A 13,930-nucleotide genomic window follows, 5' to 3' on the forward strand; every position below is an offset into this window, starting at 1 on the left:
TGATTTCATTGACTCTTTGGTTTGATTCTACTTCTTGTCTGTTTTTATCTTTTCTTCATTGATGAGTCTTGTATAGAAGTTATATCCCTCTACGGTACATAGCGGGATCATACCGTTTTTCTTGACCTGATTCTTTATCGAAAAGGAAAAAGCCTCAAGCATAGCCTCATCGAGGCTGACATAAGTGATCTTGCGCATCTTGTCGACGTCCTTGTAGTCGCGCTCGGCTGAGATAAGGTCACCGAGGTAGACTATTTCCTCAAGGCGGGTCATCCCTGCCCTGCCGACGGTATGGAAGCGGATCGAATCGAGGATACCGATATCCTCGACACCGAATCTGGTCTTCACGTAAAACGCCCCCGCTATCGCGTGCCAGAGCGAACGTGTCTCGAGCTCCTCCCTGCAAACGGCGTAACCGCTGCTGAGCACGAGCTCCTTCTGCTCCTCAGCGGGAAGCTCCTTGCAGATATCGTGTAGCAGTCCCGCGAAATAAGCCTTATCGGGGTCCTCACCGTATTTTTCGGCAAGCTTCCTGCATTCCGCGGCAACGTTCAGCGAATGCTGATACCTTTTCTGCGAAAGCATAGATTTCAAAAGCTTTTTCTTATCGCCGATATCGTATAACAAAAGCTCACCTCATTGTTTGTATAGTTTCTTCATTCTAATATATTGTACTACATTTTCGTCGAGATAGCAAGAGTATTTCTGTTTTTTTGCAATTTTTTTTCTTATGTCCGACGACGACACCACAACGGGCTCGGCGCGGCAGATGACAATATTTCCGAATCCACGGAGCTCCCGAGCCTTTTTCTCGAGCTCGGGCATATCGCCCTCACATCTTGACACCACCGCGAGAGTACACTCGCGCAGAATATCCTCAAAGCGTTTCCACGTCTCGAATATCATCAGCATATCGCTCCCCACGAGGAGAAACAGCTCGGCGTCGGGGAAGCGTCTGCGGAACTCCTCGACCGTAAATATCGTATAGCTTACTCTTTCCGAGCGAAGCTCATAGTCGCAGACCTCCAGTTTATCGCTCACTCTGCACGCGAGCCTCAGCATCTCGAGCCTGTCCTCCTCCGAGACATATTCGTCAGAGGAGCGGTGCGGGCTTATTTTCGACGGCACGAGGAAAAGCCTGTCGAGCCCGAGCTCGCTGACGGCGGTCAGCGCGAGATGTATGTGTCCGTTATGGACGGGATTGAAGCTCCCGCCGTAAATACCTATACGCACAGCCTCTCACCTCCACGGACGCGTGCTGCCCGTCCAGCCCTTCGCCTTCCAGTAGTCGGCGTCTGCGGGATTCCAGCCGTTTTTCTGCATCAGGCTCATCATCTTGAAAAAGGCCTTTGTTTTGAGCGGAACAGAAACTTTCCCCTGTCTTTTCACGATCTTTTTCGCAATTTTATCGGCTTTTGCGCAGATACTCTCCTTCAGCTTCGGCTTTACGCCGTCCCAGTCGGCAGCCGCAATACCTTTTCCGAGCCTGTACGTCCGAGGGATGCCCCAGAAGAACGTGCTGTCCGCCATATCCTTCATCGCGGACTTCACACCTGCTCCCGCCGCAGTCGCGACAACGACAGCCTGCTTGCGGAACATCCTCTCATCGGGACGATGCACCATCCAGCGGTAGCCGTAGTGGTCGAGCAGAGTCTTCATCTGTCCCGTGACGTGGTAGCAGTACACGGGCGACGCGAGTATGACAACATCGGCATCGTCTATCATCTCGGTTATCGGGCGGAGCTTCTCATAGTGCGGACACCTGTCCTCGCCCTTTACGAAGCAGTTAGTGCAGCCGAGGCAGAACTCCCCGAAATCACGCGGCAGGAACACCTCGCCGATATTCTCGTCGGAAGTCACCTTATCCGCCAGCATACGCGCTATGCGGTAGGTCGAGCCCTTGTGTTCGGTGCCGCTGATAAGAACGACCTTCATCACTTAGCCTTCGGGATGCCCTCTATTACGGGCTCTTTCTCGTTGCGCTTGAAGAGCACGAATCTGCTTCCGATGACCTGCACAACGTCCGCGCCTGTCTGCTCGGCGATGGCGTCGGCAGCCTCACGTGCTGTCCAGCCCGAATTCTCGAGCACACGCAGCTTTATGAGTTCGCGCTTGTTGAGAGCGGCAGCGATATCCTTGCACATCGCCTCGGTAACACCGCCCTTGCCGACTTGGAAAATAGTCTCGTAAGTGGAGGCGATACCGCGCAGGTACGCCCTCTGTTTGCTTGTCAGCATTATATATCACCGTTTCTTTCTTTCAGGAAGCGGTACAGCTCACGCAGAGCCGCACCTCTGTGACTTATGGAATTTTTCTCGTCAGCGGAGAGCTCCGCCATAGTCCTGTCGCCGACCATGAACACAGGGTCGTAGCCGAAACCGTTCGAGCCGCGCTTTTCATATCCGATAGCGCCCTCGCACGAGCCCGTGAACTCGCTGTGACCGCTCGCGTCCATGAAGCAAACGGTACACCTGAACGCCGCACCGCGCTTATCGTCGGGGACGTCCTTCATCTCGCCGAGCAGCTTATCGCACTCCCCGCCCTTGGGAGCATATCTCGCGGAGTGTACCCCGGGTCTGCCGCCGAGGGCATCCACACAGAGACCGCTGTCGTCGGCGATAGTCGGCAGCCCCACAGCCTCGAACACTGCTTTTGCCTTGATTATGGCATTTTCCGCGAAAGTAGAGCCGTTCTCGTCGGGGTCGCAGTCGGCACCCGCCTCACGCTGAGACAGCACCTCTATCCCGAGCGGCGAGAGTATCTCTCTCGCCTCGCGGAGCTTGTTCGCGTTATTTGTCGCCATGACGAGCTTATTCGTCATCTTCATCCTCCTCGTCATCGTCCTTTCTGCCGAACAGTCTGCTGAAGAAGCCTTTCTTTTTCTTCTTTTCGGGCTCAGCGGGAGCTTCTTCCCGCACCTCATCCTCGCTGTCCTCATCGGCTTCATCATCGGCTTCATCATCGTCGAAGTCATAGTCATCGTCATCTACGTCGTCGGACTCCTCCGCCGCCTTCTCCTCAGCGAGTGCCTCCATGAAACTCTCGTCTATATCGAACTCGGTACGCGCGGTAAACTCGGCATTCTCGTCGAAGTTATCGACGTCGAATCCCTCTTCGTCATCATCGTCGGAGTCATCATCGTCGGACTCGTCCTCATCATCGCCGGACTCATCTTCATCATCGGACTCATCATCTTCGTCATCGTCCTCGTCATCCTCATCATCGTCCTCGTCGTACTCAGCGTCCTCATCTTCCTCGGACTCGTTGTCCGCCTCATACTCGGAACTCTCAGCCTCCTCGTCCTCAGATGCAGCAGCAGTCTCTTCCTCTTCCTCGTCCTCCTCGGGCTCGGGCATATCGAAGAGCGCGTCCACGAACATACGGCTGTCGAAGGGCTGGAGGTCGTCGATCTTCTCGCCGACGCCGATGAGCTTTACGGGTATGCCGAGCTCGTTCTTGATAGAGATAACGATGCCGCCCTTTGCCGTACCGTCGAGCTTTGTGAGCACAATACCCGTAATCGGAGCAGTTTCGCTGAACAGCTTAGCCTGACTGACGGCATTCTGACCCGTAGTCGCATCGAGCACGAGCAGCACCTCACGCGAGCAGTCCTCGGCCTTGCTGTCGATGATACGGTTTATTTTTTTGAGCTCCTCCATGAGGTTCTTCTTGTTGTGGAGCCTTCCCGCGGTGTCGATGATGACAACGTCGCAGCCGCGTGCCTTCGCCGCATCGAGAGCGTCATACACTACCGCACCTGGGTCACTGCCCTCAGCGTGCTTTACTATCTCGACACCCGCGCGCTCAGTCCACACCTGAAGCTGGTCGATAGCGGCAGCGCGGAAGGTATCCGCCGCCGCAACGAGGACTTTCTTGCCCTCATTCTTGAACTGGTGGCACATTTTGCCGATAGTGGTGGTCTTGCCCGCGCCGTTGACGCCTATTACCATGATAACCGCGGGAGACTTAGTGAGGTCAAGCCCCGTATCGTCGCCCATTATCTCGGAGATGACCTCGTGAATGAGTTCCATTATCTCCTGCGGGTCGGTGATACCGCGCTCCTTGACCTTTTTTCTTACGCGGTCGCATATCTCGACGGAAGTATCCACGCCGATATCGCTCATGATCATCTGTTCCTCGAGCTGCTCGAAGAGCTCCTCGTCTATCTTTGTGAAGGAGTTGAAGACCTTTTGCAGACCGCCTATGAAGCTGTCCTTGGTCTTTTTCAGTCCTTGTGCGATCTTAGAAAAAATACCCATATTATCCTCTTTTCATTCAGCTTTACTGTACATCGGCAACATCTTCCTGGAAGTCCACCTGCTCCATTTTGAGGAGCTTAGAGATACCGTCCTCCTGCATAGTCACGCCGTAGAGGACGTTTGCCTCCTCCATAGCGCTTCGTCTGTGAGTAACGAGCACGAACTGCGTAGTATCCGTAAACTTTTTCAGATACTGCGCATACTTTCTGACGTTCACCTCATCGAGAGCGGCGTCTATCTCATCGAGAATGCAGAACGGCGCGGGTCTGAGCTTGAGTATGGCGAAGTATATCGCTATAGCCACGAACGACTGCTCGCCGCCCGAGAGAGAGATAAGGTTCTTGATGACCTTACCTGGAGGAGCAACGCTAATCTCAATGCCCGATTCGAGCACATTCTCGGGGTCTGAGAGGATGAGCTCCGCCTTGCCGCCGCCGAAGAGCTCGACGAATATCTCCTTGAAATTGCTGTTTATCACGCGGAAGCTCTCGGAGAATATCCTGCACATCTCCTCAGTGAGGTCGGCGATTATCTTCTCGAGCTCGCTCTTGGACTTCTGCACATCCGCGAGCTGCCCCGACATGAACCCGTATCTCTCCGACACTTCCTTATACTCCTCGATAGCGGCAACGTTGACGCTTCCGAGTGCGCGTATCTTGTTCTTTATCGTGGTGAGCTCAGCCTGAGCGGCAGTGACGTCCTCGAGCTTTTCCGCGAGCTCCACAGCCTCGCTGCGGTTGAGCTGATACACCTCACGGAGCTGACCTATGATGTAATCGGAGTCACGCTCCACGGACTCGCGGCGCTCCTCGAGCCTTGTTACCTCGCCCGAGAGCTTTTCCTTCGCCTCGTTGAGTCCCTTCATACCGTTCTGTATCTCGTTGACGAGCCTGTTCTGCTCGGTATGCATCGACTGATACCGCGCGATATCCGCGAGGTAGGTGTCGGAATTCGACTTCATGCTGTCGAGCTCATTTCTGAGTTTAGCGATGTCGCCCTGCTTTTCGGCGATGAGCTTCTCCTGACGCTTTATCTCGTCCTCGAAGTGGCGGTTTCCCTGCCCGAGCTCCGCGAGCTGCTCATCCACGCGCTTTATCTCTTCCTGCTGGGCCTGGATATCCTTATCTATCTCGATACCGTGGATCTTCATATCGGAGAGCTTCTGCGAGAGCTCCGCGCGTTCCATTCTGAGCTTTTCGCGGCTGTCCTGCCCCTGTGCGAGCTTTTCCTCGGCATCTCTGATGAGCTTATCGGTCTCCGCGAGCGACAACTCCGCGTCCTTGATAGTCTGCTTTGCCGCAGCGATCCTCTGCTCGGACTCCGTAAGCAGTCTGTCGGAATCCCTGCTCTGCGAGGTGAGGTGCTCTTTCAGGGAATTAAGGCTTGAAAGTTCCGCCCTCAGACGCACAGCCTCAGCCTCCGCATCGGCGATCTCCGACTTGGCAGCATTGGTGTCGAATCTGAGCTTTTCGGACTCCGCACGCAGCTTCTCGGTCTTGGCACTGAGTTCATCGCGCTTAGCAGTCAGAGCCTCTATCTCGGAATCGAGCTTTTCGATCTCATTCTTGCGGGTGATCACGCCGCCCGACTTCACAGCCGAACCGCCCGTGAACGAACCTCCCGCATTAATGACCTGACCGTCAAGGGTAACGATACGGAACTTATAGCCGTACTTCTTGGCGATGAGGGTAGCGGCGTCGATATCCTCGGCAATGGCGATACGGCCGAGGAGCGAAGCGATAATGCCCGAGAATCTGTCATCGTAGCTGACTATCCTGCTCGCGAGCGAAACGAAGCCGTCGCAGTTATCGAGCCCCTGCTCACGGAGCTCATTGCCCTTTACGGAAGTCAGCGGCAGGAAAGTGGCACGTCCGCCGTGCTGCTCCTTGAGGAAGCGTATACATCTTTTTGCGATGTCCTCGTTCTCGACGATGATATTCTGCATCGCACCGCCGAGCGCAGTTTCCACCGCGACCGCATATTCGGGCTCGACGCTGATATTCTGCGCAACTGTACCGAGCACGCCGCGAATACGTCCCTGTTTAGAGGCTTTGAGCACCTGCCTGACGCTTCCTGCGAATCCCTCCATATTGTTTTCGAGGTCGCTGAGTATCTTCCTGCGCTGCTGCTTGTCCTTGAGCTCGAAGAGCACCTTCTCGAACTCCTCCTTAGTGCGCTCGAAGCCCTCTTTTCGGGAGCTGTATAGCCTTTCGAGACCGCTGAGCCTGTTTGTGAGCTCCGCGGAATGCTCTTCATTCTTCACCGAGAGCTTCTCATTCTCGGAAATTTTCGCGTCGTACTCGGCGAGAGCCTTTTCGGTATCGCCTGACTTCTCGCGCATCTCCGCGAGACGCGTCTCCTCGTCGGTGATAGACTGTCTTGCAGCCTCCGCCGCGAACTTGAACTCGCTCTGCTTTATGTAGAGCTCGTTAATCTCGCTGCCCGCCTTGTCGACGTTATCGCCGAGCTGATTGTTCTTCTCCTCGGCTTTCTCGAACTTAGCTTTAACATCAGCTATCTCAGCTCCGAGCCTCTCGCGCTCTGAGCGTAAATCTTCTATCTTCTTTTCAGTCTCAGCCCTTCTTTTTTCGAGGTCGGACTTCGTCTTCCCCGACTCCGCAATGCTCTGCTTAGCTGCTTCGATAGCGGACTCGCAGTGGCTGATATCGTTCTCAAAAACGGCGATATCCGCCTTCTTCTGCGACGAAGACTGCTCCTCCTCGAGCATCTTTCGTCTCAGCTCGTCCGACTTCATCGTACACTCCTGCATACGGCGGAATCCGTCCTGCAAGCGCTGCTCCTCTTTTTCGATGTCATTTTCGAGGTTCTCGTACTCACCCTTGCTGACGAGTATCTTCTCATCGAGCTTGGTGAGCTTCTCCTTCAGTTCATCGAGGCGCGCTATCCACACGGATATCTCGAGGCGTTTTCTCTCCTCAGCGAGCTTGATGAACTTCTCCGCCTTTTCCGACTGTATACGCAGCGGCTCTACGCGACCCTCGAGCTCGGCGAGGATATCCGTGAGACGCAGCATATTCTCATGCGCCGCAGTGAGCTTGCGCTCAGCCTCGAGCTTCTTATAGCGGAATTTTGAGATACCCGCAGCCTCCTCGAAGATATCGCGGCGCTCGCTGCTTTTGGCACCGACTATCTCTGCGATACGCCCCTGCCCGATAATGGAGTAGCCGTCGCGTCCGAGACCTGTATCCATGAAGAGCTCGTTTATGTCTTTAAGGCGGCAGGGTCTGCCATTTATGAGGTATTCGCTCTCGCCGCTCCTGTAGAGCTTTCGAGTGACCGCGACCTCGTCCTCCATATCGGCGAGAGTCCTGTCGGAGTTGTCGATATTCAGCGTAACGGCGGCAAACCCCATAGGCTTGCGCGCAACAGTACCGGAAAAAATAACGTCCTCCATCTTGTTTCCGCGGAGGGTCTTGGTCGACTGCTCTCCCAGTACCCAGCGCACGGAATCGCCGATATTACTTTTTCCGCTGCCGTTCGGACCTACTACCGCGGTAAGTCCCTTGTCGAAAGTAAGGCTTATCTTGTCGGGAAACGACTTGAATCCCTGAATTTCCAATGATTTAAGGTACACCCGCTCACCTCCTCAGCTCGCACTGATATTTCGGGACGCTCTCGTCCCCGATGACCTTTATGTCTATGCCCCTGCGGGCGAAAAAAACAATGTTGGACTTCTTCTGTCCGACCGCCTTGCTAATGCACGACGGAGCCACAGCAAAGACGAACCTGTCACCGCCCGCTGACTGCTCTATCTGAAAGCTCATATTGTACCGATATATCATGCCCTCGCAGAGTTCGCGGAAAGCAGGGTGGTAGAAACCTCCGACCATGTCCCGCTCGACGAATTCGCTGGCGTGCAGACCGCACTTTATCACGCGAATGCCGCTGCCCTCGAACATGACAAGTCCCGAAGCCGCAATATCCACGACCTCATCGAAGCTCATCGGCACGTACTCACCGTTTTCGAGCAGCTCCGCAAGACGTGTCCCGCGCAGTATGACCGTCGGGTAGATACGCACCGTATCGGGACGTATCTCCGCTATCCTGTGCATAGTGAGCAGCTCGTCCTCGCGCGTGCTGCCGTACAGACCTATCATCATCTGCAAGCCGAGCTCAAATCCCCACTGCTTTATCATCGCCGCAGCGTTCACAACGTCCTCTGCGGAGTGTCCGCGCTCGTTCATTCCGAGCACTCTGTCGCTCATCGACTGCGCACCGAGCTCTATGGCGGTCACGCCGCTCCTTGCGAGAATGCCGAGCACCTCAAAGTCAATACAGTCGGGACGCGTCGAGCAGCGAATGCCCCTGAACTTCCCCGCGCCGACGAAATCCTTCGCCGCGTCAAGAAGCTCGGTCATATAATCGCGCGGTATAGCCGTAAAGCTGCCCCCGAAGAACGCTATCTCGGTATCCTCGGGCGAACTAACCTCCGCGAGCGCCTTTTCGCACACTGCCCTCACCTCGTCCCCGTCGGGGAGGTGCTGAGCGCCGCTTATCGTCCGCTGGTCGCAGAAGCTGCACTGATGCGGACATCCGACGTGCGGAATGAATATCGAGATGTTACTGTGCTTCATAGCCCATAAGCTCGAGCGCTTCCTTAGCGGCAAGCTGTTCTGCTTCCTTTTTGCTTCTGCCCTTGCCCTTGCCTATCACCTGTGAATTGAGCATCACCTCGACCACGAAGCGCTTGTTGTGGTCGGGGCCCTCCTCACCGATGAGGACATATTCGACCTTCTCCTCGGGATTCTTCTGCACGACCTCCTGAAGCACGGTCTTAAAGTCACTGAAAGCCTTTTTGGCATCATGCTCGAGGTCGTCGGGTATGAAGCGGAGAATATGCTTTCTTGCAGCCTCCATGCCGCCGTCGAGATATATAGCCGCGATGACCGCCTCAAAGGCGTCAGCGAGAATGGAGGGACGCTCGCGCCCGCCCGTATTTTCCTCGCCCTTGCCGAGGAGGAGGAAATCTCCGAGGTCTATCTGCTTAGCGAAAATATGCAGGCTCTTCTCGCAGACGAGAGAAGCCCTCAGCTTGGTGAGGTCGCCCTCCGCAACGCTCGTGAGGTGCTTGTAGAGGTAGTCCGACACGACTATCGAGAGCACGCTGTCCCCGAGAAATTCGAGGCGTTCGTTGCTGCCGTTGGGGTGTTTTTTCTCGTTCGCGTATGACGAATGAGAGAGCGCCTGCCTGATGAGCTGCTTATCCTTGAACGTATATCCTATTATTTCCTCAAATTTAGCAATATCACACATTTTCCTGCTCCTTGTCAGCCGACGGCATACCGCTCACGTAATCCGCGATAGCCGCCGTGATGTTTTCCTCCGCGCACTTCTGAGCCTGTTTTATGGCGTTGAAGAACGCATATGCGTCCGAGCTGCCGTGTGCCTTGACGACGGGCTTTCTCACTCCGAGGAGCACCGACCCGCCCGTCTCGCGGTAGTCCATCTGCTTCTTGAAAAGCTTTATTTTTCCGAGCGAGAACAGCGCACCTATCCTGCCCGTACCCGAGTACAGCCACTTGACCTTGTTCCCGAAGAGCGAGGCAACGCCCTCGTAGAGCTTGAGTACGATATTGCCCGTAAAGCCGTCGGTCACAACGACCTGACAGTCGCCCTCGGGGACATCTCTCGCCTCGACGTTGCCGAGGAAGTTGAGTCCCGACTCCTTCAGCATTTTGTACGCCTCTATCTCGAGCTCTCTGCCCTTGGTGTCCTCCGCTCCGACATTCAGTAGTCCGACAGTCGGCGACTTCACGCCGACCACCTTCTCCATATAAGCGCTGCCCATGACCGCGAACTGCATCAGCATTTCGGGTCTGCACTCGACATTCGCGCCCGCGTCGAGAAGAATGAAGCTGCCCTTATTCGTCGGCAGCATAGGTGCGGGAGCGACCCGCTTGATACCTTTGATGCGCTTGACGATGAAGGTCGCGCCCATAACGAGAGCGCCCGTGCTGCCCGCTGAAACGAAAGCGTCTCCCCTGCCCTCGGCGAGGAGGCGCAGCCCGACAGCCATCGAGGAATCCTTCCCCGACTTGATTATCTCCTTCGGCTCGTCATGTATATCAAAAACATCATCGGTGTGCTCTATCTCCATCCCGCTGAGGCTTATCTTATGCGCAGCGGCACACTCTTTTATCTTCGCGGCGCTGCCTGTCAGGACTATTTTTGTCCCGAGCTCGCGCACTGCCTTCTCGCAGCCTTTCAGCACCTCGAGGGGAGCCCTGTCCCCTCCGAAAGCGTCAACTATTACTGTTACAGCCAATCCTATCAAGCTCCCTTTGCAGAGAATCAACGGCACGCCTTGCGTAAACGCCGTACTTTTCCTTCTTATCCTTTATTCTTTCGCCGATATCGGGAAGTATACCCATATTCGCCCCCATAGGCTGGAATTTTCCGTCATTGAACGGGTCGCTGATGTAAGCGCAGAGTGCCCCCGTCATGGTATCCTTCGGGAGCTGTATCGGCTCGAGCCCGAGCAGCCGTCTTGCGGCAGCCGTACCCGCGATGATACCGCTTGCTGCGGACTCCATATACCCCTCGACTCCCGTCATCTGTCCCGCGAAGTATATATCGGGGTGCTCCCTCATCGAGAAATCGGCATTGAGCAGAACGGGACTGTTGATGAACGTATTCCTGTGCATAACTCCGAACCGCATGAACTCGGCATTTTCGAGCCCGGGTATCATCGAGAACACACGCTTCTGCTCGCCGAATTTGAGGTTTGTCTGGAAGCCGACAAGGTTGAACAGCGTAGCCTCGCGGTTCTCGCGTCTGAGCTGCACCACCGCATACGGACGCCTGCCCGTGCGCTTGTCGGTGATACCGACGGGCTTCATCGGACCGAATCTCATCGTATCCTCGCCGCGGGAAGCAAGCTCCTCTATCGGCATACAGCCCTCATACACGCTGAACGGGTGAGTCTCGAAATCCTTGAGCTGAACGCGCTCCGCGCCGATAAGCGCCCTGTAGAACGCGAGGTATTCCTCCTTGTCCATGGGGCAGTTGATATAGTCGGCATCTCCGCGGTCATAGCGCGAAGCAAAGAACACCTTCTCCATGTCGAGGCTCTCATATGTGACTATCGGAGCCGCCGCGTCGTAGAAGCTGAGCCCCTCGCCGCAGAGCTTCCGTATCTCCTCTGCGAGAGCCCCCGACGTAAGCGGACCTGTAGCGATTATGGTAACGCCCTCGGGGAGCTCGGTGACCTCCTGCTCAATGACCTCAATGAGCTCACAGTTCCTTATCTTCTCGGTCACGCTGTCGGAGAACCTCTCACGGTCGACCGCAAGGGCACCTCCCGCCTCGACGGAATTCGCCTTCGCACAGGGAACAGTCAGCGAGCCGAGCATCTCCATTTCTGTTTTCAGAAGTCCCGCCGCCGATTCGAGCCTTGCGGCCTTCAGTGAATTCGAGCACACGAGCTCGGCAAACCCGCCGTATTTATGTGCGGGAGAGAACTTCTTCGGCTTCATCTCAAAGAGCCGCACGCCTATCCCGTACCTTGCAAGCGCCCACGCCGCCTCACAGCCCGCGAGCCCTGCTCCAATAACATTGACTTTCGTCATTTTTTCAGCTCTCTTTCATAGCCGCAGCCCTCATTCTCGCAGACGAGCCTGCCCGACTTGCCGCCCTTGTTGAACAGCGTCTTTCCGCAGTCGGGACAAACCTCTGCCGTCGGGACGTTCCACGTCATGAAGTTGCACTCGGGGAAGCCCTCACAGCCGTAGAAGCTTCTGCCCTTCTTTGATTTTTTGAGGAGCATCTTCTTGCCGCATCTCGGGCAGCTGCCCTCTGTCTCGGTGACTATCTTCTTTGTATTCGAGCACTCGGGGAACCCTGGGCACGCAAGGAACTTGCCGTACCTGCCGTACTTGATGACCATATTTCGTCCGCAGACCTCGCAGATGACATCGGTCTCCTCGTCGGGCACCTTGACGCGCTTGCCCTCCATAGCCTCCTCAGCCTTGCTGAGAGTAGAGGAGAACCCGTCATAGAACTCATGCAGTGTACTTACCCAGTCCTTGACGCCGTGCTCTATCTCGTCGAGGTTATTCTCCATCTCAGCGGTAAACTTCGCGTCTACGATCTCTTTGAAGTGCTCCTTCATCAGCTCTGTGATGACCTCGCCGAGGTTAGTGGGCTTCAGCGCCTTACCCTCGTGCTCGACGTACTGACGCGCCGTAATGGTCGTGATAGTCGGAGCGTAGGTACTCGGTCTGCCGATGCCGTTCTCCTCGAGCGCCTTTATGAGCGAAGCCTCGGTATAGCGCGGAGGCGGCTGAGTGAAGTGCTGATTGCCCGTTACAGATTTGAGCTTCACATTGTCTCCGACCGCAAGGGGCGGGAGCATTTTCTTGTTCTCGTCGGCACCGTCGGTCGACTCGACATACAGCTTCGTAAAGCCGTCGAACTTGACGGAATACCCCGACGCACGGAATGTACAGCCGTTCGCCTCGATATCCACCGACACCGTATCGAGCAGAGCATTAGCCATCTGACTTGCGATGAAGCGCTCCCAGATGAGCTTGTAGAGCTTGAACTGGTCGCTCGTCAGACCCGATTTCACGCGCTCGGGCGAGAGTTCGGGAGTAGAGGGACGTATTGCCTCATGCGCGTCCTGAGCATTGCTTTTTGTCTTGAAAACTCTTGGCTTCTCGGGGAGGTACTCGCTGCCGTAAACAGTGCTGATGTACTGAGCGGCAGCCGCCTTCGCCTCCTCGGAGATACGCAGACTGTCGGTTCTCATGTAAGTGATGAGACCTACCGCACCGATACCCTCGACGTCGACGCCTTCGTACAGCTCCTGCGCAGCCTTCATGGTACGCTTTGCGCTGAATCCGAGCTTGCGTGAAGCCTCCTGCTGCATCGTCGAAGTAATGAACGGCGGAGCGGGCTGCTTCTTGGTTATCTTCTTCTTAACGGACGTCACTTCATACTGTGCTCCCTCGAGCCTTGCAAGGAGGCGGTCTGCCTCTGCCTTATTGGGTATCTCGAGCTTGCTGCCGTCCACAGTGACAAGAGCCGCCTCGAACACCTTTCTCGAAGCGGGAGCGGTGAACTTCGCGTCCACAGACCAGTATTCCTTTGGCACGAACTTGCGTATCTCGTTCTCGCGGTCGACCACAAGGCGCACCGCGACCGACTGCACGCGTCCTGCCGACAGACCGCGCTTCACTTTTTTCCACAGGAACGGACTGAGCTTATAGCCCACGAGCCTGTCGAGTATACGTCTTGCCTGCTGAGCGTTGACGAGGTCGACATCTATCTTGTGCGGGTTGCTCATACCGTTCTGAACGCCCGTTTTTGTTATCTCGTTGAATGCAACGCGGTTGTTGTCGTTCATGTCGAGCTTCAGCATCTGCGCTATATGCCATGATATAGCCTCTCCCTCGCGGTCAGGGTCGGTCGCGAGATAGACTTTTCCGCTCTTCTTCGCGCACTTTTTGAGGTCGTTTATGACGTCCTCCTTGCCCTTCATATCCGTGTACTGCGGAGCGAAATCGTGCTCGGTGTCAACTCCGAGCTTCGACTTCGGCAGGTCGCGGACGTGACCCATCGAAGCTACCACCTTGTAGCCCTTGCCGAGATATTTCTGTATTGTTTTTGCCTTTGCAGGCGACTCAACTATTACTAAGTCTGACATTTGC

Annotated in this window: 11 protein-coding genes and 1 pseudogene; all 12 read right to left on the reverse strand. The window is 55.5% G+C overall.

What is annotated here, in order from left to right; translation table 11 throughout:
* Window positions 1-27: 27 nt before the first annotated feature.
* Window positions 28-627: a bis(5'-nucleosyl)-tetraphosphatase (symmetrical) YqeK gene (gene yqeK, locus BMX22_RS16835; RefSeq protein ID WP_074741824.1), complete on the reverse strand. Its 600-nt coding sequence runs from the start codon at window positions 625-627 to the stop codon at window positions 28-30.
* A 9-nt stretch (window positions 628-636) separates the two neighbouring features.
* Window positions 637-1,233, reverse strand: a complete 597-nt coding sequence (nadD, locus tag BMX22_RS16840) for a nicotinate (nicotinamide) nucleotide adenylyltransferase (protein ID WP_074741825.1) — start codon at window positions 1,231-1,233, stop codon at window positions 637-639.
* Window positions 1,234-1,239: 6 nt separating this feature from the next.
* Window positions 1,240-1,935 (reverse strand): NAD(P)H-dependent oxidoreductase, encoded by a 696-nt coding sequence (locus tag BMX22_RS07295; protein WP_074741826.1) that lies wholly within the window; start codon window positions 1,933-1,935, stop codon window positions 1,240-1,242.
* A complete protein-coding gene (gene yhbY / locus BMX22_RS07300) occupies window positions 1,935-2,237 on the reverse strand; it encodes a ribosome assembly RNA-binding protein YhbY (RefSeq protein WP_074741827.1) in 303 nt (100 codons plus the stop codon). Before yhbY ends, BMX22_RS07295 begins: the two co-directional genes overlap by 1 nt.
* Complete coding sequence (gene rdgB / locus BMX22_RS07305) at window positions 2,237-2,821, reverse strand: RdgB/HAM1 family non-canonical purine NTP pyrophosphatase (RefSeq protein ID WP_074741828.1); 585 nt, start codon at window positions 2,819-2,821, stop codon at window positions 2,237-2,239. Before rdgB ends, yhbY begins: the two co-directional genes overlap by 1 nt.
* A gap of 535 nt (window positions 2,822-3,356) precedes the next feature.
* Window positions 3,357-4,259: pseudogene (gene ftsY, locus BMX22_RS16845) on the reverse strand (signal recognition particle-docking protein FtsY); the annotation flags it as partial.
* 22 nt (window positions 4,260-4,281) lie between these two features.
* Window positions 4,282-7,854 (reverse strand): chromosome segregation protein SMC, encoded by a 3,573-nt coding sequence (smc, locus tag BMX22_RS07315; protein WP_074741829.1) that lies wholly within the window; start codon window positions 7,852-7,854, stop codon window positions 4,282-4,284.
* A gap of 4 nt (window positions 7,855-7,858) precedes the next feature.
* Entirely contained in the window at window positions 7,859-8,854 is a 996-nt protein-coding gene (locus BMX22_RS07320) for an elongator complex protein 3 (RefSeq protein WP_143055493.1), read from the reverse strand.
* On the reverse strand, window positions 8,841-9,533 hold the full coding sequence (gene rnc / locus BMX22_RS07325; protein WP_177172985.1) for a ribonuclease III: 693 nt from the start codon (window positions 9,531-9,533) through the stop codon (window positions 8,841-8,843). Before rnc ends, BMX22_RS07320 begins: the two co-directional genes overlap by 14 nt.
* Entirely contained in the window at window positions 9,526-10,545 is a 1,020-nt protein-coding gene (plsX, locus tag BMX22_RS07330) for a phosphate acyltransferase PlsX (protein ID WP_074741830.1), read from the reverse strand. The genes rnc and plsX overlap by 8 nt, the downstream gene beginning before the upstream one ends.
* Window positions 10,523-11,848 carry a methylenetetrahydrofolate--tRNA-(uracil(54)-C(5))-methyltransferase (FADH(2)-oxidizing) TrmFO gene (trmFO, locus tag BMX22_RS07335; RefSeq protein ID WP_074741831.1) on the reverse strand — a complete coding sequence of 442 codons (1,326 nt, stop codon included), beginning with the start codon at window positions 11,846-11,848 and terminating at the stop codon, window positions 10,523-10,525. The genes plsX and trmFO overlap by 23 nt, the downstream gene beginning before the upstream one ends.
* Window positions 11,845-13,926 (reverse strand): type I DNA topoisomerase, encoded by a 2,082-nt coding sequence (topA, locus tag BMX22_RS07340; protein WP_074741832.1) that lies wholly within the window; start codon window positions 13,924-13,926, stop codon window positions 11,845-11,847. Before topA ends, trmFO begins: the two co-directional genes overlap by 4 nt.
* Window positions 13,927-13,930: the final 4 nt, after the last annotated feature.

Source organism: Ruminococcus sp. YRD2003, assembly GCA_900109435.1.
Classification (GTDB): domain Bacteria; phylum Bacillota; class Clostridia; order Oscillospirales; family Ruminococcaceae; genus Ruminococcus; species Ruminococcus flavefaciens_G.

Excerpts from the sequence above, each read along its gene's own strand:
- BMX22_RS07320 (WP_143055493.1), bottom strand. The coding sequence starts at position 8,854 with ATGAAGCACAGTAACATCTCGATATTCATTCCGCACGTCGGATGTCCG.
- yhbY (WP_074741827.1), bottom strand. The coding sequence starts at position 2,237 with ATGCTGACAAGCAAACAGAGGGCGTACCTGCGCGGTATCGCCTCCACT.
- rnc (WP_177172985.1), bottom strand. The coding sequence starts at position 9,533 with ATGTGTGATATTGCTAAATTTGAGGAAATAATAGGATATACGTTCAAG.
- trmFO (WP_074741831.1), bottom strand. The coding sequence starts at position 11,848 with ATGACGAAAGTCAATGTTATTGGAGCAGGGCTCGCGGGCTGTGAGGCG.
- rdgB (WP_074741828.1), bottom strand. The coding sequence starts at position 2,821 with ATGACGAATAAGCTCGTCATGGCGACAAATAACGCGAACAAGCTCCGC.
- BMX22_RS07295 (WP_074741826.1), bottom strand. The coding sequence starts at position 1,935 with ATGAAGGTCGTTCTTATCAGCGGCACCGAACACAAGGGCTCGACCTAC.
- topA (WP_074741832.1), bottom strand. The coding sequence starts at position 13,926 with ATGTCAGACTTAGTAATAGTTGAGTCGCCTGCAAAGGCAAAAACAATA.